Source organism: Aquimarina sp. AU474, assembly GCF_900312815.1.
Classification (GTDB): domain Bacteria; phylum Bacteroidota; class Bacteroidia; order Flavobacteriales; family Flavobacteriaceae; genus Aquimarina.
Genome location: NZ_OMPE01000009.1, coordinates 833757 through 860275 on the forward strand (window position 1 = coordinate 833757; position 26519 = coordinate 860275).

The following is a 26519-nucleotide window of genomic DNA, read 5'->3' on the forward strand; positions in this document are numbered from 1 at the left end:
AAAAAGACCGGTTTTTATGTAATTCTTACAAATAATGTTTATTTCTTACGAGAAAATGTTATTTATTAATTTTTTATCGCTGCAATTCCTGGCAATGTTTTGCCCTCAAGACTTTCTAGCATTGCTCCTCCTCCTGTAGAAACGTAACTTACTTTATTACCAAAACCAAACTGTTTTACAGCCGCTACAGAATCTCCTCCTCCCACAAGAGAGAATGCTCCATTTTCTGTTGCTTCTGCAATAGAGTTCCCTAAAGCGATTGTTCCGTTTGCAAAATTCTCCATTTCAAAAACACCCAAGGGTCCATTCCACAAGATAGTTTTTGATTTTAGGATTACTTCATGAAAGTTCTTTATCGTTTCGGGTCCAGCATCCAAACCTTGCCAACCCTCAGGAATAGCATCAACAGGTACCACTTTGGTGTTTGCATTATTATCAAAGGCATCTGCTCCCAAAACGTCTACAGGTAAATGAATTTCTACACCTTTATCTGCTGCTTTTTTAAGAATTTCTAGTGCTAATTCTTGCTTGTCATCCTCGCATATAGAACTTCCGATTTGTCCACCTTTAGCTTTTATAAAGGTATACGTCATTCCTCCTCCTACGATTAAATGATCTACCTTATCTAATATATTTTCTATAATTGTAATTTTAGAAGATACCTTAGACCCTCCTAAAACTGCAGTAATGGGTTTTTCACCACTTTGTAATACTTTATCAATACTTTCGATTTCTTTGGACAGTAAGCTTCCAAAACATTTGTGTTCAGGAAAAAACTGTGCTACTATCGTAGTAGAAGCGTGTGCCCTATGTGCAGTACCAAAAGCATCGTTCACATAAATATCCCCTAACTTCGATAATTGTTCTGCAAACCCCTTATCTCCTGAAGTTTCATTAGGATGAAATCTCAGATTTTCTAATAATAGTACTTCTCCAGGATTTAATGCTGCAACAGCATCTTCAGCTTCCCGACCAACACAATTTGCAACATATTTCACCTGTACACCCAATACTTCAGATACTTTTTCACAAATATGACGTAAAGAGAACTCATCTTGAACCCCTTTAGGCCTTCCTAAATGTGACATTAATACAGCACTCCCACCATCTTCTAATACTTTAATAATTGTTGGTTTTGCTGCCTGTATTCTTGTATCATCTGTTACTTCAAAGTTTTCATTTAAAGGAACATTGAAATCTACACGGATTAATGCCTTTTTGTTTTCAAAATTAAAATCATTGATTGTTTTCATTCTATCCAAATTGTATTGAGCAAACGAAAATAAATCTATTTCATTAAAAACATTGAAAATGAGTAGAAAAAATCTACGAAAACGATAGTAAATTTTCACTTTTATTGATTTTATAGAAAAACTGCTTTTTTGATAAAAAAATGATATTCGATTTAACTTAAAACCACACCATTCGATATTGTCTATTATTCAATTATATTTGCCTATGCTTTTTTCGGAAATTTTAGGATTACAACATATCAAAAGCTATTTGACTACTAGTGCTGATCGCAAAAGGATACCACATGCACAGCTTTTTGTAGGTCCAAATGGAAGCGGAACATTACCCATGGCCATTGCATATGCACAATATGTGCTGTGCCAAAACCAAAATGCAGAAAATACAAATGGCAACCAGGCTTGTAATATCAAATTTGATCATTTGGCACATCCTGACCTTCATTTTGTATATCCAGTTGCCGTAAATGATAAAGTAAAAAAACACCCTACATCTGATCAATTTGCTGAAGAGTGGCGAACTTTTGTAAAAGAAAATCCTTACGGAAGTATTTTTGATTGGTATCTTTCATTGGGTGTTGAAAAAAAGCAAGGTCAGATAGGAGTTGATGAAGCTCTAGAGATTGTGAAAAAACTCTCTCTTAAAAGTTATGAAGGTGGCTATAAAATAATGCTTATCTGGATGGCTGATAAGATGAACATAGCTGCTTCGAATAAGCTTCTAAAACTTATTGAAGAACCCCCAGAAAAAACCATATTCATATTAATTACAGAAGATGAAGAACAACTTATACAAACCATTAGGTCAAGGTGTCAAGTACTACATTTTCCTCCTTTAGGTGAACAAGTAATTAAAGAAGCGCTTCAAAAAAATGAAAATTTATCTGATAGTCAAGCGCTAAAAGTTGCTCATCAAGCCAATGGAGATTACAGCAAAGCACTACACTTACTGCATCATGATGGTGGAGATGATCAGTTCGAAGATTGGTTTATACAATGGGTGCGCACTGCATTTAGAGCAAAAGGAAATAAATCTGCGGTAAATGATCTAATTACTTGGAGCGAATCTATTGCAGGAACCGGTAGAGAAACGCAAAAAAAGTTCCTAATCTATTGTTTGGATTTCTTTAGACAAGCCATGCTACTCAATTATGGAGCCGATGATCTTGTATTTTTTGAACCTAGTACTAGCGGATTTAAATTAGAAAAATTTGCGCCATTTATTCACGGTGCGAATATCATGGATATCTGCAATGAATTACAGGATGCGGCATATCATATCGAACGAAATGGGAATGCCAAGATTATACTTACTGATCTTTCTATAAAACTCACTCGATTATTGCATAAAAAAGCTAGTTAACACATATATTAAAAACTAAAACGTATTACTGATGGATAATTTTATAACTCATATTGTCTCTATAACAATTCTACTATTTCTTTTAATTACTTTTTTACAATCAGGAATTGATAAAATTGTTGATTGGAAAGGAAATCTTGGGTGGCTCAAAGGGCACTTTGCAGCTACTTTTATGGGTAATATGGTTCCATTATTACTATCGGTTATTTTAATCATAGAAATTATAACAGCCGTGTGTTGTGTTATAGGCATTTACTCCTTGATTACAAGTAACAACGATTATTATGCTATTATAGCCATGTTTTTAGCATGTATAACGCTCCTAATGTTACTTTTTGGACAACGAATAGCAAAAGATTATCAAGGTGCATTAACTATTACCTGTTACTTTATAGTAGCCATCTTTGGTTTATATGTTATAACAACATAAAAAAAGAGCATCTTTCTAAGATGCTCTTTTTTATTTAAAGTTCTATATAATTATTCTTTTAGTAGTTTAACGATTACCTCTCTGTTGTCTTGTGTTTGGATTTTCACAAAATAAATTCCATTACGTAATCCTGCAACGCTATATGAGTTTTGGTTTGTTTTCATGACCAATTTACCCATAATATCATAGATCAGTACTTGTTCTACTTCAGTATTTAATCGTACTCTGTCTCTTGCGGGGTTAGGAAATACCACTATTTCTTTACCAGCGTTTACAATTTCACTTTCAACCCTGAAATAATATATTTTTTCATTATTTCCAGATCGGGTACTAAAGTTAACCACTACGCGATATTCTCCTGGTTCTGTAAAAGTATTGGTATTTCCGGTTCCAATATCAAACCAATCAGAAGTACAAACAGAATCTGAAGTTGGACAATTATCTTCTAATTCTATATCACAAGTAACCTCATCTAGCTTTTGCCATACAATAGACACTACATTTAGTAATGGAAGATCCAGGATTTCTCCTTCCTGATCTTGTATCGTAACAATTGGATAGCTTTGACCAGTTATAGCACACACAAGAATCTCCTGAGCATAATTAACAATTGGATTTTTATCTTCCTCTACAATAGTGATCACAGTACTTTGAAAGCTACACTCTCCGTTATCAGAAACAATAACCTGATGATTTCCCGCAGCCACTTGAGTAAAGATATAAGTATTGTCATCAATTACTATAGGTGTTTCATTGTCTAAAGTAATAGTAAACGGACCATTTCCTTGCGTAATATTTACTACAATCTCTCCATTTTCACCAGGATTGGTAGGGTTATTACCCTCTACGATACTATTTACTTCTGTATACTCTTCAACTACAATTGTGCCTAGAGAGACTTCACAACCTGACACATGAAGCAACCTACCTTCGTAATCTCCTGGTATTACTACAAATACTCCTGAAGTATTACTGGTATTTGCGGGATCAGGTGTTCCATTAATCCCAATAAGTGAATACATAACGTCTGTTGGTGAGTCATTATCCAATACTACATTTATTTCATAAACTGGTGTTGGAGAACCTAAGCTTGTAGAGCACTCTGAGCTAGTCTCTAAAATTCCTCCTAGATGAATTCCTTTCGGTATTTCGATTGGTACACTTGTTCTACATCCATTGTTATCAACAACATATAAAGTTGTTGTTCCAGCTGGTAAGTTGGAGTAGTTCAATTTATTAAGTAAAAAATCTGCATCGTTATTAGTTATATTTGTTAAATACGGAGGAGTTCCTCCAGAAATTTCAATGCTAAGCATCCCATCACTATCACTCGAACATGTTTCAGGAATTATATTAAGTACATTAACTTGAATTGGTGCTGATCCATTAATAACCACAGATAATAATTGGCTACAACCTTTGGCATCCTGAGCTAAAACTTCATAATCCCCTGCAGATAGGCCTTCAAAGGTATGTTGATTTAAAATTCCATCAGAAGTATCACTAAAAAACAATCCAAAATTAGAGCTAATTGCATATGAATATGGCGGCGTACCCCCGTTTACTTCAACTCTTACACCTCCATCATTAGACCCATTACATGTTATTGAAGTTACTTGTGTGACAATCGAAAATTCTTGAGGTTGACTAATGGTAAAAGGAATCGATAAAGGATCTACTCCCGTGCTAGTAACTGTATAGTTATAATTTCCTGCTCCTAAATCTCTGTATTCGCTATTAGGTTGTGGACCTAAATTAATGGTGTTTCCTAAGAAGTCTGTACCTGTAAGAGTATACGAATAAGTGCCAGTTCCACCAGTTACATTCGCGTTTACACTTGCATTTTCATCACCGTAACAATTTGCTTGCGCAAATCGAAGATCCAAAGTAATATCTAGGACATCTAATACAGGTGGGGAAAGCGTAGCATTAAAAGTTTCTTGGCAACCATTACTGTCTAGAACTAATACGGAATACATTGCAGGAGCTAGGTCTGTAAACATATTTGAAGTAGTTAATGCACCTCCATCTAATCCATAGGTATAAGGAGGTGTTCCGCCCGTTGCTTGTATTTCGATCTCACCTGCTTCCTGAATGGTAGGATCGATTACTGTTATATTAGCTGTAATTGGTGATGGTTCTGAAATAGTAATACTTAAACTTGCTTCACAAAACGGCGCTTCAGTTCCAACAACAGAAACAACATATGTTCCGCTTGCTAATCCAGTAACAACGATTGATCCCGAAGAGGTATTTCCAGTTCCATTTGTAATCGTATTTCCTACGCCTCCATTAAGCACCGTATAATCATATCCTCCTGTATACCCAGAAACCTCTGCAGTAATCGATCCATCACTATCTCCTGTGCATGATACATCTGTAGTGACAGTGGCTTGCACATCTATCGTATCAAAAGGGTTAACTATATAAGACTGCGTATCCACTTCGCAACCCGTGGCTAAGTCTGTTATTCTAAAAGTATATGTTCCGGCACTTGGTAAACTAAAGGTAGTTGTTCCTACTGCAATACCGAACTGTCCTGTTACTGCTCCCGTAATCTCTTCAAAATTAAATGGTCCAACACCAGAAGTGATTGTTACTTGAATTGTTTCTGGGTTAACACATGAGATTTCACCTGCATTAACCGCAGTAGTATCTCTTGTTACTATTGTATTTAATGTTCCCAAAGACCCTATTTCAAACACTTCGCTATAAGTACATAGCGTATCTAAATCAATAACCGTTAAGGTATACGTTGTTACACCCAAACCACTAAGGTTAACTGGGCTTGTAGTTGACGTACCATCAGTTACAAAAGCACCTGTTGGATCGGTAATCTCATATTTAAAATTGGTAGAGTTAGTGGTAAACTGAACTGCTCCATCGTTACTTCCATTACAAGTTGCATTTTGAATAGAAATATCTGTGATTTCTATAGGATTGATTGGGTTTGTGCTATATGAGTTTTCATATGTACACCCATTATCACTTCTTCTGGCAGTTATCGTATATGTTATTCCTGAAGTAAATGTATATGAGTTTGTAGTGCTAAATTGTGTAACTCCAGTATTAGATGCTGGATCTGGAGAAACACTATATTCATAAAACACTCCTCCTGATAGCGCAGGTATGGCATCAACTGTCACTCCAACAGTTGAGTTTCCACAATCTATAGCTCCGTTGACAAATTGAATATCATCTATCTCTTCTAGTGGGTTTATAGTTAGAGGAACTTCAACAGTACAATCTCCAGTATCTTGATTACGTATAAACAAAGAATAATTACCTGCTGTACTTACAGAAATGTCATATGGTTGATTCGTAACAATTGTATATCCTGTCGAAGGGTTAAAACTCCAAGCATAACTGCCAGATCCTCCTGTAATATTATCGATAGTAATAATCGCATCTTCATTTCCTGTTATACAGCTCAATTCTCTTGATACACTAGCATTAAAACTAATTGGCGAAGGAGCAATTATTGTATACGATTCTCCCGAAGAAACATTACATATTGGATCTCCAGATGGGTTTGTCGTATTATTATGAAGTACTTCTACCTTATAAGATCCATCACCAATATTTGTGAAGGTAATATCTCTTGCTGTACTATTAATTTCATCTACGGGGTTATTGTTAATGGCATCTACCAAACGATATGCATATGTTCTTCCGGCTACGGCCGGAGAAACCTGAACTCTTATTTCGCCTCCATCTGCCGTGCAAGCAGGGTTTATTGTTGTGATATCATCAATAAGCGTTGGTTGATAAGATGCTATCCCTGTAATACTCTCATCTAATATGCAAGCTGGTATTCCTGCTGGCACATTATTATCGGTTACAAAAAATGTATAGGTTGTATTTGGATCTGCAGGTCTCGGAATTTCAAACACATTATTTGCTTGAAAAACCCCTGAACCATTATCATATACATAATCACCAGGTCCTGATATAACATTTACTTGAACCATCGCTCCACTATCACAAGTCTCTGGAGAAATTAAAACCACCTCTGCAGCAAAACTAGCAGCAGGATCAATGGTTACTGTTTCGGTATATGTACAACTAGAATCAGGCCTGTTAGAAATAATTTCTACATCATAAGTTCCTGGCACAAGTCCTTCTTGAGTATAATTTCCGTTATTAGCAGCGCTATTTGGGACCACAATAGGAGATACTAAATCTCCTCCAGAGATCGTATATTGATATTCTGGTAACCCATCGGTAACTGTTATTGTTATTCTACCAAAACCATCACCATTATTATCGTTAACACATGTTGGATTAGTTGCCGTTATATTAAAAACAGGATCGATTTCGGGTACATTAATTGTGACTGTATATTCACAATTTGGCAATGTAGTATCGATTGCATATACAGTAATGTCACCGCCAGATCCCGGTGCTATAGTAAAAATGCCTGTACTATTATCATAGGGTCCACCTTGTACCAAACCGAAAGCAAAATTTGCCGGAGCATTCGTAACCTCAATATTTCCATCATTACCGCATTCAATTGGACTCATAGTAAGTTCTGGTTGGTAATCGTTCATAAAAGCACTAAAATAGAAGGGTACAATACAAGAACCCTCAAACTCTGCCAAAATTCTATAATCTCCTGCTGCATCTACTGTAAAGCTTTGAGTATTTCCTTCAATTTCTTCGATCCAATTAGTGGTAGTACAATCACCAGATAGCAAAGAACATGGATCATTTGCGTCAACCACACAAGCACCGCTTGGTGTTAATCGTTGCCACGAAATACTAATAAGGCTTGCCGGATCAAAATTTGTTTCAAGTAATAATGTTTGACCTCCACAAAGTAAAATTTGCGGTATATCAAGACCGTTACAATTTTCAGTAATTACCGATGTACCATTCACATAATCCAAAATAGGATTGTTAATGTCTCCAATACTACTTACTTCAAACTCTTCGGTGCGTGATGCGCAAGTTCCATCTCCTGGATTAGTATCATTTTTAACTACCGAATACGTTCCTGAAACGGCATTTGGTACCTCTACAAAATTTACACTAGTTGTAGTCGAAAAACTATTAGGTCCAGACCACACATATTGATTATAACCACTTCCTGCGGTTAGTATAAGATTGCCTCCACATAAACTCACATCCGTACTACAGGCCGGAACATTAATTGAAAACCCTGTAGTTTCACTATTTCCTTCTCCACAACTATCAACGGCACTACTACTAATACCTCCAGTAACAGCAATGCCCGAAAATTCGCCAGTATAAGAAACCGTTGCAGCACTCTCTACTCTATCAGAACAACTATCTCTAAGCTCCTCACAACTATTTACCAAAGCTCCTCGATAACGAATAAAAATTGGACCGTCTTGAGATTCTACTATAGCCGCTGGAATAGAAAAAATAATTTTTCCCGGAGTTGTTAAATCATATGTTACTCCACTTGGTAAAGTAGCATCAACAACATTTACTACATCTACATTATCAGGAACATAATCAGAAACTACAACACTACCATCTAATAGATTTTCATTACCCGTATTTTCAATTTCAAGGTCATAAAATAATTCATCTCCAAGATCTAAGGTGCCGTCTGTAATTTCTGTAATGCCATCAACAGCATACACTCTCTTGACTATACTAAGTTCTGGCTCAATAATCTCTATAGCAAATGCAGTTAAAAAAGCTCTAAATGTATCCTGAAAGGTTTGCAATCTAAAATTTGCCGAATTTTGATTGTTTCCTATTAATGAATTTGCCGAATTCGGAAGATCAAAAATATCAATATCAAACCCAAGCGTATTTTGAGAACTTGGATTTCTATTTGTAGTAAAAGCACCGTTATTGGTTATCGAGCTATTAAAGAAATTAGATGTTGGATTATTAACACCATCACCCAGATCAATATAAATATCTGAAGTATTTCTAATTTGTAGCTTATCTTGAAGAAGGCCTTTATCTCCTTCTAAAGAAGATATTCCGAACTTAGCATTTACAGGTACTGGTGCCGGAAGAGTTGTAAAACCAGTATGAATAAAATCAACAGGCGGATCACTATTTCTTATCTGAACGAATCCATCATTAGTACTAATAAACTTTTGAGGTAATTGAGCATCTTCATAAACGATAACTAACGTCCATCCTGCAACAGGGCCAGAAATCCCAGATGTTGTTCCGATAGTCGCATTCATATTTGCTACGGTATATGTCCCATTTGTATTACTTTGGTTAAATAGGTTAGTTACATTTGCATAACACACATAAGGCACATCATCTGCCGCTACATCTGAAGGGTTTGTTGGTGTATTTCTATAGCCATCATAAATTACACTCTCGGCAGTAACATCGGTATAACTACCTCCAGGGACTTTGAATTTTAATTTTCTAAAATCAGCGTCTCCTGTCTTTCTTGCGTCAAGTAAAGGAAGGTCGGTAAGTTGTTCATTTCCTTGTTGTATTTCGGATTTTAATGTTGCATTAACTGGTCCATTATTAAGTTCAGCTATAATTGCATCTCCATCAACTTTATTCATAGAAATAGCAGGTATGGTAATCGCTGCATCGCCTCCGGCAAGTGTAAAATTACCGTTTTGATTATTCACAATTATCACCGCTATGGCTCCGGCATTTTGCGCATTAAGCACTTTTTGAGTAAAAGAACAACTCCCTCTTCTTAGTATTGCTATATTACCATTTAATTCTGCTGTATTGACCAATGCGGTACATCCATCTTCAAAAGTATCAACATTATCATCTACAAGTACCAAACTAGCAGTAATCCCAGGGTCGGCGGGAATATCAATATGTCCTGGATCAAATGTATTATCATTAAAGCTATAGTTTCCTGCAATAGCAGCCGGAGTATTAATAGTGAAAACATTTTCTGTTACTTCTTCTCTCTCTAGATAATAGGTTGCAGCCCAATATAAACCAGCATACGCAATAGTGGTACAATCGGGATTGGGAGTCACCAAATCTGCACTACTTGAGCTAAATGTTGATACATCTCCATCTATATCGATATAATCCGAAATACTGGATCCATTATTTAAATCTCCATTATACGCTGCATTAGGGTCATAAACGATATCATCACTAAAGCTATCTACTAATCCAACTACAGTATTACCTATCATGGTTAAGTCACCATGAACATTATCCATGCTAACTCTTTCTGCCAATGGTACAATTTCTTGCGCAAAATTTTGAGCTACGTTCAAAACAAGTAGTGTTGCAAGTATCCAAAATTTAAATGGTAGTTTTTTGTTCATCAATTATTTTGTTAGTTTATTAAGTATCAAATGAAATCTATATGCATAAGTGTTCGCTTATATAAAAATGTTACCGTCATTTTAAAAAAATTTGAACAAAAAATAGTACTTCATTTATCTAAAAAAACCACCCATTTAATAAAGGGTGGTTTTTTAAATATCTTATTTAAGTTTTTAATATGTACATCCACATTTACTCTGCCTACAACCAAAATCTAATCCAAGAGTAATCAAATGAGAACCAGCGGCTGTTGTTGGCTGTAATACTTCATTTACATTAACCTGATATCCATAAGCTACATAAAAGTTAGCTTTCTTAATTCCAATCATCGGAGATACAGAGAGCGGTTTAAAATCTTGATCTACTAGAGATCTAAGACTAATCCCTGCCCAATAATAATCTCCCCTATGTAGTTTACGTACTTTTATGTTTAAATCTGTTGTAGAACGTCCATCGCCAGCAAAATTTTGATATAATACAGACGGTTCTATTTCTAGATCACTAAATCTATGATAAAACGTATATCCAGAATAAATGTAATAGTTCTGTATTGTAGAAGGTTCTGTTGGATTAAAATCATCTATTTGCTTCTGTAATAGGTTTACTGCATTTGCACTCAAAAAGAATCTTCCTAATCGATACAATAAGGCAATGTCAAAATTAGAATCATTTACACTAATATCTGCTAACCCAGGGTTAAATGGATTATCGGGATCTCCATTACTAAACGTTGAGGTGTCAATACCAAATTGAGTAAACTTATAGCTTATCCCAAAAGATAGATATTGATTATTATATTCACTCAAGGTTAAATGGTGAGCAAAAGACATTTGAATTCCTCTTTGTGTTGTAAAACCATTCTGATCATTAAACAAAATTGCACCTACACCAGAACGGTCTGAGATTCTACCATCAATAGATAAGGATTGAGTCCCAGGTGAGTCTTCTATACTCACCCATTGTTCAAAACCTGAAGCTCTGATCTGCCAACAATCTCCAATACCTGCATACGCAGAGGATATCAAATATGGGTTGTCTGCTATATATTGATTTTGTACAGGGGCAAAGAACTCCTGGGCAAAAGTGCAATAACTTGCAAACAGACTAAATATTACAATATACTTCTTCATCTAACATTTTAAATTACAGACCATTGACATTTCGGTCATTAGGCTTTATCTACATTGTTTTATAACTCACTTTTCTTATTATATATTATCTATATAATGTAAAGTGACCAGTAAACTCTCTATTATCAATATCATTAAGGATAATAGTGTACCAATAATCTCCCGAAGGAAGTTCTTTTCCTTGGTAGGTACCTTTCCATCCCTGTTGGTCTCCTTTATACTCTGCTAGCATTCTACCGTATCTATCAAATATGGTTACTTCCATATTCTCAAAGAAGAATGGGTCATTAGCATTTGGCGTTATTTGTCTTGGATACCAGAATTGTTCATCTGGTGTCGAATTAGGGTCATCTGGCGTAAAGTAATTTGGTATACGAATATTAATATACGTCAAGAACTGTGTTGAGGTAACATCACAGCCACTAGAGTCTAATACTCGTATGATGTAATCACCCGTTTCACGAATTGCAAAGATATTGTCTTCTAACTCTACTTCAACACCTTCAAATGTTACAAAATATGTATACGGCGGTACTCCACCAGTAACAATAATCTCATACTCATTTGGATCTTGAGGGTTATTCGTCATCTGAGCAACTGGAACAGAAAGCGGAATATATTCTTCGATAATTATCGTTCCTACATCCACAATACATCCTCCTGCATGCTCCATAGTACCTAGGTATTCTCCTGGGTTTACTTCAAACTCTCCTGTAAGATTTGTGTTTGAAGCAGGATCAGCAGTACCATTGATACCGGTTAACGTGAAAATAATATCTGTCATAACCGAATTTGGAGTCAATTCAAAGTCGATGAAATACCTTGGTCCTGTAAAAATATTTGCAGGATTGTCTGGATCTCTCACCGGACATTCTAATCTAGGCATTAGATCTGCATCTAATACAACTCCTGGTTCGATAGTGATTTGTCTACTAATTCTACATCCGTTAGCGTCTCTAATAAATACTTCGGTTACTCCGCCTGGCAGACCTGTGTATGTAAACATATCTACTACAAAATCAGCATCGTTATTCGTGATGTTAGTCTCATATGGTGGTGTACCTCCAGTAATTTCTATAGTAAATGCACCATCATTCGCTCCAAAACAAGTTTCGGCCATATTATCAGTCTCCGCAGCTTCTAATGTATTTGGCTCAATAATTATCTGAGTAAATAATACATCACATCCATTTGCATCCTGAGCCAATACCACATATGTATTTGGTTCTAAATCTTCGAACGTGTGCTGATTAGGAACACCATCTGAAGCATCATTAAAGAATGTTCCTGCCATAGAATCTATCGCGAACGAATATGGTGGTGTACCTCCTGCAGCGAAAATTGTAATTGTACCATCGTTTTCACCATTACAAGTAACATTAGTAAAGTCAAATGTTGGGTCAAATAATGGTGGATTGGTAATCTCAAAATCTTGAGAATCAATACAACTATTATCACTAACAGATCTTGCCACATACGTATATAGTCCTGGTGCTAAGTCTCTAAACTCTGTTGTAGATTGTGGCCCTCCAACAATACTCGCTGGAGTAGTCGATCTATCCAAAAGAACAAACTCATAATCACCAATACCACCTGTTAAGTCAGTAATATCGATAATTGCTGTTGCCTCGTCACGACAGTTAATCATTGCAGCACTAGTATCCAAATTAAATGTTATTGGGTTAATCGGTATTACCGGTACTGGATCTGATTGTCTAGATCTACATCCATTTGCATCAATTACGTAGAACACATATTGTCCTTCGGTAAGTATGAACGTATTAGATGTCGTTGGTGCCAATTCTATAGGGTTAGACGAGTCTGTAACATTAATCTGTACAAACTGTGGCACTCCTACTGCATTTGTTGCACTCAACGTAACCGTTACCGTATTAACACTACAAGTAACAGGTACTATATTATCAATAGCAACCTCAACCTCTGGTACGTCATTAATAACTGCTGTTGTTTGAGCAGTACAACCAAGTTGATCATATACTGTTATTGTATACGTGTTTGGTAACAAGTTATCAAATACATTTACAGTTTGTAACACACTTTCTGTACCTCCATTTGGTGTAATAGAGTACCTAAGTGGTACATCTGTTGCTGTTGCAAAAACTTCTATTCTACCATCTTGATCCTCAAAACAAGTAATACTACTATCTGGTATTGGTGTAATAGCCACATCATCTGCTGGTGGTGTTACAGTTATGGTATCATCATCTGTACATGTAAAGGTTCCATTGTCATCAACCGCAGTAACAGTAAAGGTAAATACACCTGCTGTATTAGTCGCTTGAGCAATTGACAAACCAGTAAACAATCCTGTTGTATTATTTGTTCCAGTTTCTACCAAGGTATAGGTAACTGTTCCTCTAGCTCCACCTACAGTTGCCTGGAATGAAATATCATTCGCGGGGCTACATGTTTCCTGATCGTTGATAGCAAAAAGTGTAACTTCGAAAGGAACCGAAGGTCCTTCAATTGTAAATACATTTGAGCTACCAGGACAGTTTGGTGTACCTGTTTCAAGAATATCAACTCTATAATTTCCTACACTTAATCCTCCTGGTGGTGGTGGGATCACAAAAGTATCCGCAGTAGCTGGGTCTACATCTGTAACTAAATCAACTGTACTTGTAAACACTATTGCTTCTGGGGTTACTCCAACGTCAACAATTGTATAGCTAAACGCGCCAACATATTGAGAAACCATAATTTCTACAGATCCATCGGCATCTCCAAAACACGTTTCGGGAGTTTGTTGCGCTGCAACAATTTCGACTAGATCAAACTGATCAATAGTATAACTAACCTCTACAGAACACATCGTAGTCTGATCAGTAATGCTAAACACATACACCCCAACCGCTGGTAATACAAATGATACATTAGTAGCATTTGTTTCAACTGCTGGTGTTCCTGGATTATCAGCTGTTCCTGCTGGAACATTTATTTGTGATGGCACTGCAACTGGACTGCTAATTACATCAAAAGTAAATGGCCCTGTTCCACCTGTAACACTTACTGTAACTTCTTCTCCTGCAGGACAAGTAATCGCCACATCTTGTGTAGCAGTAGGATCTGTCATGACCGGAAGCGTAATAACTTCATTAAATGTAACTGGGTTTGTTTCACAACCTTTATTATCGGTCACAGCAAAAACGTAAGTTCCGCTCTCATCGGCAGTAAACGTATATTGTACACCTGCAGTAACAGCATCTTCATCTGTAATTGAAAGCACCGTAACTGGTACTCCCGCTGGTGTTGTATATGTAAGATTATATGGTGGTGTTCCGTTATCTATTGTAACCGTAACTACTGGGAAATTCTCCGTAGTTCCTCCTGTACATGTGTAAGGTCCCACATCTGTTACAGCACCTGTTACTTGTGTTGCATTTGGCACACTAACAGTGGTCTGATCTGTACAAACACTACTAGATTCAATAACTGCTACATAGTTTCCAACAGGAACATTGGTAAACACCGGATCATCTGTTTGATCAGTTCCTACTTGAGCACCTGGTGTACCTCCTCCGGCATCCTGGAATAACTGATATGTATACGAACCTCCATCATCGGTTGCTGGAACAAGGGTTACAACCACTCTACCATCGCTATCTCCTATACATGAAACTGCTTCTCCAACAGCTGTAATATCTGGAATTAAAGGTATTGGTAGAGAAACATTTACATTTTGTGAACATCCAGATCCAGTTGCAGGGAGTACATTACTATCTGTAACACTAACGTTATACAAACCAGCAGTAACATTGTTAAATACATTTCCACCAGCACCTACTTGTACAACTGGTACGATTGGTAATCCTGCACTATCTGTACCTGTTAATGTAAACGTAAAGTTACCAGGTGTAACCGTAAAGTCCGAACCTCCATTAACTGTTGCGGTGATAACACCATTCACATCTGTTCTACACTCTGGGGTACCTGTGAAAGTAGCGCTTATGGTTAATTCTGGTACTATAGTAATTGTTTCGTCTACAGATACACAACCATTTTCATCATATACTCTCACAGTATATGTACCTGGCGTAGTTACTGTAAAGTCATGAGTAGTACCATTTACATTTCCGGCTACATCTCCACTTCCAGCTGGCCCTATCTCAAAGGTTAGTGCATTGGTAGCTGGAGCAACTACAGGCACATTACTAGTACCTACTACTCGTATCGTATAATTGTCATCAAATACACAAGGATCGGTCCAAGTTACAGAATCTACTGTAGGAGTATCAGTTCTAAAGACATCTTCAGAAATTGATACTGGAGTAGACGTACAAGAATTATCATCTATTACACTAATTATATATGTTGTTCCAGCAACAGTAGCTGGCAATAAGAATGTGTTTGTAGTATTAGTCGTAGTAGTTTCAAATAAGAATGGTGCAATACCATCATCATCTGCTCTAAAAGTATACGGTCCTGTTCCTCCTGTTACTGATACAATAACTCTAGCATCTTCATTACAATTTGCATTGATATTATCATCTATTGCTAATGTTAATGGATCAGGTTGCGTTATGGTAACCGTTTCTGTTACTGTATCACAGAAAGGAGCATCTACAGCTTCTATCTCTACAACATATGTTCCTGCTGGTAATCCTATTGGCGTTTGTGGTGGTGTTGGTAATAATCCAATAAGTACCGGATTAGTAAAACCTGCTAGAACCGTATTCGTTCCGACCACCGCAGATGTTGTTGTGTTTCTTACTGTATAATTAAACTCTCCTGTGTAGTTTAATACATTCAGATTCAACTCTCCTGTTGATGCACCGTTACATGTAACTTGTGTTGCTACTGCTACATTTGCATCAATTAGATCAAATGGCGCAATAACATAAGGTGCCGTATCTATAGAACATCCCGTATCAAGATCTGTGATTCTAAACACATATGTTCCAGGGGTTGCTAAAGTAAATGGTCCACTTGATGTAGTTCCAGAAGCGTCTTCTGCAACTGTTTGCACTTCTGCTCCTCCTACTGGTAATAAATCAAATTGATATCCAGCTACATTTCCTAAAATTCTATCTACAGAAACAATTACTAATTCTGGTGTATCACAAGAGATTTCTCCAAAATTTGTTGCAAGCCCACCGCTAGTATCTCTAACTACTGTAGGGTTGGTTAATATTGGGAATGGAGGAATCGTACGAACCGCTTGAGGGCTTGGACAGTTATTGCTATCATACACCGTAAACACGTAATCTCCTGGTATATTAGCTATAATTTGGATGCCCGCAGCAGGGTCTGTATCTAATGTTGTTGGATCAACTGGTGTTGTTACTACCGGAGTACCATCTACAGTATAGGTAATTGTATATGTTGATCCCGTACCTCCTGTGAAACCACTTAGTGTTATCACGGGTAAGTTAACCGTAGCTCCGGTACAACCATAATCTGTGTTACTGATAGTAACTGAAGCTAGTGTTGGATTTGAAATTGTGTACGTTTCTGGGTCACTACAAACAACATCTAGAGCACCATTGCTATAGGTTGCAACAACATTAACTGTATATGCACCGATACCCAATCCTGTAAATATAGGACTGCTTTGTAAAGGCGTAGCCGATGCTAATGGAGCCGTTATTTGATATTGATAAGAAACATTTGGATCTGCATCTGTTGATGCGGGTGTTAATGCTGCTGTAATTACTCCATCAGTATTACCAATACAACTTACAAAAGTAGTTGCTGGTACTAATACTGGTTCTAAAGGCACATCTATAAAGGCATTTGCCGTAGTTGTACATCCTGATCCTGTTAAAGGTCCTACATTGCTATCTAAAACAGTAATAGTATATGTTCCCGCAGCAATACCTGTAAATACATCTCCTCCCGCACCACTTTGAACAATTGGGCCTACCGGAGTTCCTCCACTATCGGTTCCATTAAGGGTAAACGTAAAGTTGGCTGGATTCGCTGTAAAATCTGAACCTCCTGTTGGAACAATAGTTATCTCACCATCATCAACCAAACAATCTGGAACAGCAGTAAACGATGCTGTTGCTAATAATTCTGGGAAAATAATTTTTGTATCATCATCTGTACATCCATTTTGATCTCTTACAGTTATCGTGTAATTATCAACACTTGGTGAGCTTACTATGAACGTAAATTCATACTCATTTGGATTAACAGTAGGAGTACCATCTACAAAAGCAAATGAATCTGCTGTACCTGTATCTCCATCATCAATACCGAACTGCAATTGACTTTGTCCAGTAGCTGTAACTGTAAATTCATAAGCATTATCAAAGACACAAGGGTCTACTGTTGCCGATACATTAGTAATCACTGGATCCGCTATACGTGCAGGAATCGTGATTTCTCTCATGGACACACAGTTGTTACCTCCTGTATTGCTATCCTGTACAAAAATTGTCCAAGCCAAACTCGTTGCAGGGTCCAAAGTAAATACATTTGTAAGCGGGTAAACTCCTGGATCTGCACCACCTGGACCTGGTACAGCGGCAAAACTATATCCTGGAACACCTCCATTGGCATCCATAGTAACCGTCGATAATAACGCATTACAATGGGTATCCGTAGCACTTATAAAATTAAGTGTAAGTGGCGAACTAGGTTGTGTTATTGTAAACGGTGCTCCATCCTCACAAGGGGTTGCTGCACCAGCAGTTTCTTCAACTCGTATAAAGTAGTTTCCTTCACTTAAACCTGGTCCTGGCGCTGCAGGCACAGTTAATGTTGTAACTGGTGTAGCCTCTGTTCCAGAAAAACCTGTGGAAACCCCTGTATCTGCATCAAAAATCTCCCAATCTACTGTAGTGGCACCAGAAGTAGTGGTAACTGTAAAAGTCACTCTTCCGTCTGTGTCACCAAAACAACTCGCTGGAATGGTGGCGTCTACAGTAACATCAAATCCAGGAGGATCTACAACAGGAACTGCTTCAAAATATCTACAACCTGAATTGGTATCTATAATTTCAAATACATAAGGCACACCAAAATCTAGACCTGTAAATTCATGTCTAGTTTCATTTCCAAATGCATTTGGAAGTGGAGTAAGTACTCCATTTAAGTTTCCATTTAATGGCTCAAAATCAGCAATGTTAGTAGATCTAAACTCATTAATTAAGAATGGTCCTTCACCTCCTGATACTTCAATCTGATATCTTGCACCTGTAGCACAGTCTGCTGGAGCAGGAGTAACATCAAAATCTAAATCAAATGGTGGTTGTGCAACTGCAAAAGGTCCCACTCGATTACTACAACCATCAGAACCAATAATATCTACAAAATACGATCCTGCATCCAAATTATCGAATGTTGGTCCAACTCCTGGAGCTAGCACCTGAGGATTCGTCGTTGTTCTTGTATTTTGAGTAAGATCATTATTTAATAATACATATGTATAATCCGTAATACTAGCTGCACCACCAGTAGCCGGGTTCAATACAATAGTACCCGTTATATTTGTAGAACAATCTATATCAGTAATCGTATTGACGGTAGCATCTATCTGAGCATTTTCTTCAACATCTGCAGAAACAGTAGTTGTACATCCTTTCGAGTCACGAATTTCAAAACTATAAGTAGTTCCCGGAGCAGCAGCTCCAGTTAACCCTGTAAATGTGAAATTAGTACCAAATACTCCAGCCGGTAATAATCGAACCTCAAATGGACCCGCACCTCCTGTTGGCACCACTTCTACAGCTCCAGTCGCATCTCCAAAACAAAGCACATCAGTAACGTTTGTGTTGGCGGTAACAGGATCTGGATTAGTAACGTCAATTTCTGGAGATAAATCTGTACAATTTGGTGTAGACGTATCGGTAACTCTTACTTGATATGTTCCAGCTGTATTAATTGGAGCTGGAGAAGTTGCACCTGCTGTAAAAACAAGACCAGTTCCTACATCTAGGATATCAAAAGTATATGATCCGTCACCTCCTGTTGCCGAAAATGTTATAGTGGCATCAGAAACACAATCTAAATCCTTAGTTAAACTAGCAGTAACAATCAATTCTGGTTGTATCGTATGTACAACAGTATCTGTACAACCATTAGCATCTCTAATTACTATATTATAAGTGTCAGGAGTTAATCCATTTACTGTAAATGTAGTTCCTACAACATTTACAGGAGCTCCTGCATCTACTGTATATGTAAATGGTGCCAATCCACCAGCAATAGAAATATCTACACTTGCAGCATCTGTAATATCATAACATGGATCTCCTCCTGTTACAGAAGCTGTTACCGTTGGTGGATCTACAACATCAACTGTTGTTGTTGCTGTACAACCCAAATCATCTTCAACATCTACTGTATAGGTACCTGCGGTACCTACAGAAAACACATTGCTAGTTTGTGGTCCTAGTACTGTAGCACCAAGTGTTAATGTGTATTCGTTTCCTCCATTACCTCCGGTAGTATTAATTGTAACTGTAGCATCAGCAACACAAGTAAGAGCAACCACCGGGGTGCCAGTTATTGTTAATGCATCTGGCTGATTGATTGTTATCGTAGCTGTATCTTCACAACCTGTTGCTTCATCTGTAACCGTTATGGTATAACTACCTGCTGGTAATACATCTCCAGTGGTAATTGTCGCTGCAGTCTGTCCTGTTGCTGTAATAGGTACTATCACAGGTGTCCCACCTGTGATTTCATATTCATACGTTGCAGTAGCAGGTATGTCTATTCCTGATACTGTAAACGATAATTCACCATCAGTATCTCCATTACATGTAGGTTGATTTACTGGGGTCGCTGTAACAGCAATTCGATCAATATCTTCAATTACGAAATCCTCAGAATATGTACAACCATCATCTGTTCTCACCAAGAACGTATATGTTCCTGGGGCAAGATTGTTAAATACACCTGTAGGCTGTGGCCCAACTGGTGCAGGAGCTGTAATCTCGAAATCGACAACAGTACCTCCTCCTGTAATTACTGGTGTTACCGTTACATCTGATGTAATTGGGTCTGGCCCAGTACATACTACAGGTGTTCCTGCAAAAGTTAAATCAGTAACCTCTGTTAAAGGATCAATAGTAATAGGGAAAGTCGTTAAACAATCATCTGTAGCAGCATTTCTAACAGATAATGTATAAGGTCCCGCAATTGAGAAATCTATAGTAAATAATGTAGTACCTGCAGGTGTAAATGTAGTACCATCGGTACTCCACTCATAACTTCCTGATCCTCCTGCAAGAGTAACTTCTACACGCGCATCCATAGGAGCAACACAACTTAAATCACGAATTGGATTAATTGTTGCTGTAATTGCTATCGGATCATTTAGTGTTGTCGTGAAATCGAAAGTACAAACGGGCGTTGCCCCAGAACCATCGGTTATTGTTACTGTATGTGGTGATGGAGTAGTATCAACATTATTAAATGTTACCGTAGTATCTCCAGTTGGTCCTATTTGTGTTGTTAAGTCTCCATCTAGAACATATGTAAATGGTCCTTCTCCTGCAGTTACCTCAACATCTATTGATCCATCTGTAAGACCATTACACGTAGGGTCATTAGGCGTTAAGGTCGCAGTAACAGCATCAAAAGGTGTTACTGTAACTGTATTTGAAAAAGCAGTACAACCCGCATTATCTACAACTCCAACTACATAATCTCCTGGCACTAATATTGCATTTGTAAAAGGAGAGGTAATGTTACCTCCTCCAGCTACTGCTACTGGTGGTGAACCAGGAGTATATAAATCAAATTGTGTATACACTCCACTACCATCTGCTGCTGCAAATGTTATAGTAGGTTCAGGATTATTACAATCTATATCTTGCGTTAAAGTCGCTGTTATCGTTAATTCTGGGTTAATAGTAAATGCCGCTACAGCAGATACACAACTAGTAGCTGTATTGGTTACTATTACTGTATACGCTCCCGCTATTAAGTTTGGTATCTCAAAAGTATTCGCAGGTGCAGATACTGGCGGCGTCGTTGACAAGAATGTTACAGGAACATCATTCGCCGTAACTGGCCCTGTCAAGTCGTATTCAAAAGGTCCAACTGCTGTTGTTGTTGGATTAGGAGTTATCGTAACCCATTGCGTTGCTGAATCCACATCTACACAAGGGTCTCCTCCTGTACCTATTGCTATCGTTGGTGGAGCAAACTGCCCTACTGTAATTGCAAATGTCACCTCACAAGCATCTGATGAATTACCATCTCTAGCAAGCACTGTATAATCTCCCGCTGCTAAACCATTAAACACATTGCTTGTATTTGGGTATCCAAACCCAGTTACAACTGTGTTTGTGTTATCTCTTAACTCAAATTGATAGTTTCCTCTACCTCCTCCAGCTGTAGCTGTTATTGTTCCTGTATCGGCGCCACAATCTGCTGGTTCTGATACTGCAGTAAGCGTTAATGGTGTAGCAGGTTCTGTTACATCAACAGTTGTTGATGCCACACAACCTCCTGCAGGAATGGTAGTGTCGGTAACATTAATCGTATATGTTCCTGCCAAAACAGGTCCGCTTAATATTGGTGTAGCATCTGTTCCGCCACCTGCCGGAACTGCAGTAGGGCCCGTTACAGTATAGGTAAACGATGTACTATTTGTTACTGTAAACGAGAATTCGCCATCGGCAAATCCAACACAACTCACCGGATCCGTTTCTACGGCAGTAACTTGTACTTCTGGTAATAGATCTTCTCTAAAATCTTCACTAAAGAAACATTGATTATCTCCTCTTGTGGCAGTAAATGTATATGTTGTTCCACGGTCTACAACAAACTCTCCTAAACCAGGACCACTAGAAACTGGTGCTGGAGTTACAGTATACGTATATGTAGGACCTGCAGGCACAGCAACAGCAGTTACTTGTACAGTTTGCGCTGTACAATCTGAAGTTCCTAGAGTGAAATCAATATCTGTAACTGGTTCTAAAGGTGCTACCACAGCCGGGAAACTTACGGCACAAGTACCTGTTCCTTGGTTACGAATATATACCGTATAATTTCCTGCTACACTCACAGGTATTAGGAAAGGATCAGAAGTGATATTTGCATATCCAGATGAAGCATTAAAACTCCACTCATACGTTCCCGAACCTCCAGATAAACCAGCAATAGTAATAATAGCTGTATCATTTGGTGCAGCTTGACAACTAAGTTCTCTTGTTGTAGTTACTGTAGCATCTACTGGTACAGGGCTTGTTATTGCAAAGTCAGTTCCATCTACAGGGCAAATAGGAGCTCCTGTTGGATCTGTTGTATTGTTATGGAATACTCGTACTCTATATGATGTTAAATCAGCAACACCTACAAAAGTAATATCTCTTGCTGTAGTTACGATTTGATCTATAACTGGATATACCGGGTTAGGATCTGTATCTCTAGTATCTAGTAATTGATATGTATATTCTCTTCCTGCCACTACTGGCGAAACTTCTACTCGTACTTGAGCTCCGTCTCCAGGACAAGGAGGTTGAGTAACCGTTACATTATCGAGCACTATAGGCTCATATGGTGTTATTCCTGTAATGTCTACTTCTATAATACATGCAGGTGTTCCTGCAGGAAGACTAGCATCTGCTACAAAGAAAGTATATACTGTAGCTGGATTAGCAGGTCTTGGGATTTCAAATACATTGTTGGTTTGGAATGTTCCCGAACCATCATCATACTCATAAGTTCCTGAACCAGCAGTTACATTAATTTGTACTAAGGCTCCTGCATCACATGTTGCTGGAGCAAGTAATACTGCCTCGGCAGTAAAATCTGGAGCAGGATCAATTGTTATCGTTTGTGTATCTATACACTCTGGATCAGGACGGTTAGAGATCACCTCAACCGTATATACTCCAGGGTTTAAATTGTCTTGAGTATAATTACCGTTATTGGCACTACTGTTAGGTACAATAATTGGTGACGTAAGCGTACCTCCAGAAATTGTATATTGATATTGTGGTAATCCACCAGTTACAAGAATTTGAATACTTCCTGTACCTGTACCATTATCATCATTAGTACATGTAGGATTAGTTCCTGTTACCGTAAATGTTGGGTTGATTTCTGGTACATTTATCGTTGCTGTATATTCACATCCAGGGAATGTTGTATCAATACCATACACTGTGATATCTCCTCCTCCTCCTGGAGCAATTGGGAAAACAGTTGTATTACTATACGGACCCCCTGATGTTAAGCTAAACTCAAAATTAGTAGGTGCATTTGTAACACTTACACTACCTGCAAAACCACATTCGATTGGATCCATTGCAAGTGTAGGTTGATAGTCATTTTTAAATACACTGAAATAAAATGGAATAAAACACCCTCCTTCAAATTCTGCCAAAATTCTATAATCTCCAGCTGTCGATACTGTAAAACTCGAAACATTACCTGCTGGTTCTTCTACCCAATTGGTGTCTGAACAATTACCAGATAACAATGAACAAGGATCATTAGAATCTGAAACACAATCTGTAGCGGGATCGGTTCCATCAGGAACTAATCGTTGCCATGATATGCTTTGAAGGTTTGTAGGATTAAAATTCGTTTCTAAAAGAAGTGTTTGATCACCACAAAGTAAAATTTGAGGCAGCTCTAATCCACTACAATCTGTTGTAATAACCGAAGTACCATTTACATAATCAAGAATTGGATTCCTAATAGATCTAAAATCATCAACTACAAAATCTTCAGTAAGTGTGATACAAGTTCCATCAGATGGATCTGTATCTTCTTTAATTACCGAATACGTTCCCGATTGTGGGTTAGTAGGTTCAAAAATATTCGCATTAGGACCCGTTTGTACTATTGGAGGGGCTATACCAGGACCAGACCATGTATATCGGTCATATCCTGTACCCGCCTCAAGTCTTAATGTATTGTTACAAAAGGTAACATCTGAACTACAGGCAGGAATATTCACTAAGAAGTTAGTTGCCTCTCCATCTGTATTACCACAGGCTCCTATAATACTACTACTATTATTCGTTCTTGTTTCTCTAGAAATATCTCCTGTAAATGTTGCCAATGCCGAGTTTTGAATCCTATCAGAACAGGCATCTCTTAAATTCTCACAACTATTTACTAAGGCCACCCTAAATCGGATAAAAATAGGTCCATCAGTCTCTTCAACCAAACTTGGCGGAATATCAAAATCAATTATTCCTGGAGTTGAAGTATCAAAAGTAACCCCTGGCGGTAATGTTGCTGTTTGTACACTTAAAAAGTTTACATTGGCCGGTAAAATATCACGAATAGTAACTGGAAATGCTGGGTCATCCAACATATCTTCGTTTCCTACGTTTTCGATCTCCAAATCATAAAATAACTCGTCACCAAGTTCTACATTTCCGTTAGTAATCTCGGTTACTCCATCAAGATCAAAAACTCGCTTAATAATTCTAAGCTCCGGTTCAATGATATCAATAGTAAACGTATTTAAAAATACCCTATATGTATCTTGATCTGTAGAAAGTCTAAAAGTAGCATCCGTTACGTCGTTACCCACTAATTGATTACCTGTATTGTCTAAGTCAAAAAGATCAATATCAAATCCAAGCGTATTTTGAGATGCTGGATTACGACCGGTAACATATTGATGATTAAACGTAATCGAACTATTAAAAAAGTTAATAGTAGGGTTAATATCTGTGTTTTGTGCTGGTGTGAAATTATTTTCTCCAAGAGGGACAAAAACTGCTGGAGTAGCCGTATTCTCAATTAATAATTGATCTCCATTAGGTCTAGTTGTAGTAGCTCCTAATCCTCTATCTCCTTCTAATGCAGCCACACCATACCTAACCTCAACCGGTAGTGGAGCGGGTAGTGATGTAAATCCTGTATAGGTAAAATCAACATCAGGTTCACTATTTTGTATTTCTACAAATCCATCATTTGTACTAATAAACTTACTACTCTCTAATGGATCTTCATAAATAACTACAAGTACCCAACCCCCAGAAGCTCCAGAAGCTCCAGAAGTTTGACCTATAGTAGCATTCATATCTGCTAAAGTATATGTACCGTTGGTATTGTCTTGATCTATTAAGGCCGTTACATCTGCATAACATACATAAGGAACATCATCTGTTGCATCGTTTGAAGGGTTTGTTGGTGTATTTCTGTACCCGTCATAAATAATATTTTGTGCTGTTACATCAACATAGGTACCTCCTGGTACTCTAAACTTAACATTTCTAAAGTCTGCATCTCCAACTTTTCTTGCATCTGCCAGAGGCAAACCTGTAAGTAGCTCATCTCCTGTGGTGGTGTCTACACTGCTTTCTAAAGTAGCATTTACACTACTAGTTGCCAGCTGATTTATTAATGTATTACCGTCTGCCAAATTAATCATTACTGCAGGAATAGTGATTGCAGCATCACCACCACCCATGGCAAATAATCCATTATTGTTATTTACAATAATAACCGCAACTGCTCCAGCGTTTTGCGCATTAATTACTTTTTGCGTAAATCCACAAAAACCTCTTCTTATCACGGCAATGTTACCATTAATAGCGGCGGCATTTTGTAAAGGCGCTCCACAACCATCTGTAAACCCACCAGAATCAATTGCTACCACCAAATTAGCCGTAATACCTGGCGAAGGAGGTATTGGAACACTTCCTGCAAAAAAGCCATTATTTGCTATACCATACCCTCCGGCAATAGGTGTATTATTAACTGTTAATGTTGGACGATTAATTGGTATACGTTCAAGATAGTAGGTTGCAGACCAATACAACCCCGCATATAAAATTTCGGTACAATCAGGACGTGGAGTAACAATATCGGCACTACTTGAACTAAATGTAGAAGGATCACCATCGATATCAATATAGTCTGATATACTATTACCATTACTAAAATTCCCATTATAAGCGGCATCAGGATCATAAGCCACATTGTCTTCAAAACTATCTACCAATCCCACGATTGCGTTACCATTCATGATCAGGTTACCATTAACTCTGTTCCTAGTTTCTCTGGGGGCTAATGGTACTATTTCTTGTGCATATATATTGCTTATGTTACTGGCAAAAAACAACAACATCGCCAATACCATCTTAATGTGTATTTTGGTCTTCATAAGCTGAGTATTTAGTGTTTTATTTTGGGTC

The 26519-nt window shown here is 37.7% G+C and carries 6 protein-coding genes; 2 read left to right on the top strand and 4 right to left on the bottom strand.

What is annotated here, in order from left to right:
• Positions 1 to 65 precede the first annotated feature (65 nt).
• On the bottom strand, positions 66 to 1253 hold the full coding sequence (gene pgk, locus DK508_RS17255; RefSeq protein ID WP_109302748.1) for a phosphoglycerate kinase: 1188 nt from the start codon (positions 1251 to 1253) through the stop codon (positions 66 to 68).
• Positions 1254 to 1458: 205 nt separating this feature from the next.
• On the opposite strand from pgk, the gene DK508_RS17260 reads away from it, so the two are divergent.
• Positions 1459 to 2613, top strand: coding sequence for a DNA polymerase III subunit (locus DK508_RS17260; RefSeq protein WP_109302036.1), 1155 nt, complete (start codon positions 1459 to 1461; stop codon positions 2611 to 2613).
• A gap of 31 nt (positions 2614 to 2644) precedes the next feature.
• Positions 2645 to 3043, top strand: a complete 399-nt coding sequence (locus DK508_RS17265) for a DoxX family protein (RefSeq protein ID WP_109302037.1) — start codon at positions 2645 to 2647, stop codon at positions 3041 to 3043.
• A 50-nt stretch (positions 3044 to 3093) separates the two neighbouring features.
• On the opposite strand, the gene DK508_RS17270 is transcribed toward DK508_RS17265, so the two are convergent.
• The 3 genes from DK508_RS17270 to DK508_RS17280 all read right to left on the bottom strand — a co-directional run bounded on the left by DK508_RS17270 (position 3094) and on the right by DK508_RS17280 (position 26488).
• Positions 3094 to 10302: a PA domain-containing protein gene (locus DK508_RS17270; protein ID WP_109302038.1), complete on the bottom strand. Its 7209-nt coding sequence runs from the start codon at positions 10300 to 10302 to the stop codon at positions 3094 to 3096.
• A 174-nt stretch (positions 10303 to 10476) separates the two neighbouring features.
• The gene (locus tag DK508_RS17275) at positions 10477 to 11433 is read right to left on the bottom strand and encodes a type IX secretion system membrane protein PorP/SprF (RefSeq protein ID WP_109302039.1); all 957 of its coding nucleotides are present in this window, start codon (positions 11431 to 11433) and stop codon (positions 10477 to 10479) included.
• Positions 11434 to 11518: 85 nt separating this feature from the next.
• Complete coding sequence (locus DK508_RS17280) at positions 11519 to 26488, bottom strand: T9SS type B sorting domain-containing protein (RefSeq protein ID WP_160114774.1); 14970 nt, start codon at positions 26486 to 26488, stop codon at positions 11519 to 11521.
• Between the last annotated feature and the right edge of the window lie 31 nt (positions 26489 to 26519).

Excerpts from the sequence above, each read along its gene's own strand:
- DK508_RS17260 (WP_109302036.1), top strand. The coding sequence starts at position 1,459 with ATGCTTTTTTCGGAAATTTTAGGATTACAACATATCAAAAGCTATTTG.
- DK508_RS17265 (WP_109302037.1), top strand. The coding sequence starts at position 2,645 with ATGGATAATTTTATAACTCATATTGTCTCTATAACAATTCTACTATTT.
- DK508_RS17280 (WP_160114774.1), bottom strand. The coding sequence starts at position 26,488 with ATGAAGACCAAAATACACATTAAGATGGTATTGGCGATGTTGTTGTTT.
- DK508_RS17270 (WP_109302038.1), bottom strand. The coding sequence starts at position 10,302 with ATGAACAAAAAACTACCATTTAAATTTTGGATACTTGCAACACTACTT.
- DK508_RS17275 (WP_109302039.1), bottom strand. The coding sequence starts at position 11,433 with ATGAAGAAGTATATTGTAATATTTAGTCTGTTTGCAAGTTATTGCACT.
- pgk (WP_109302748.1), bottom strand. The coding sequence starts at position 1,253 with ATGAAAACAATCAATGATTTTAATTTTGAAAACAAAAAGGCATTAATC.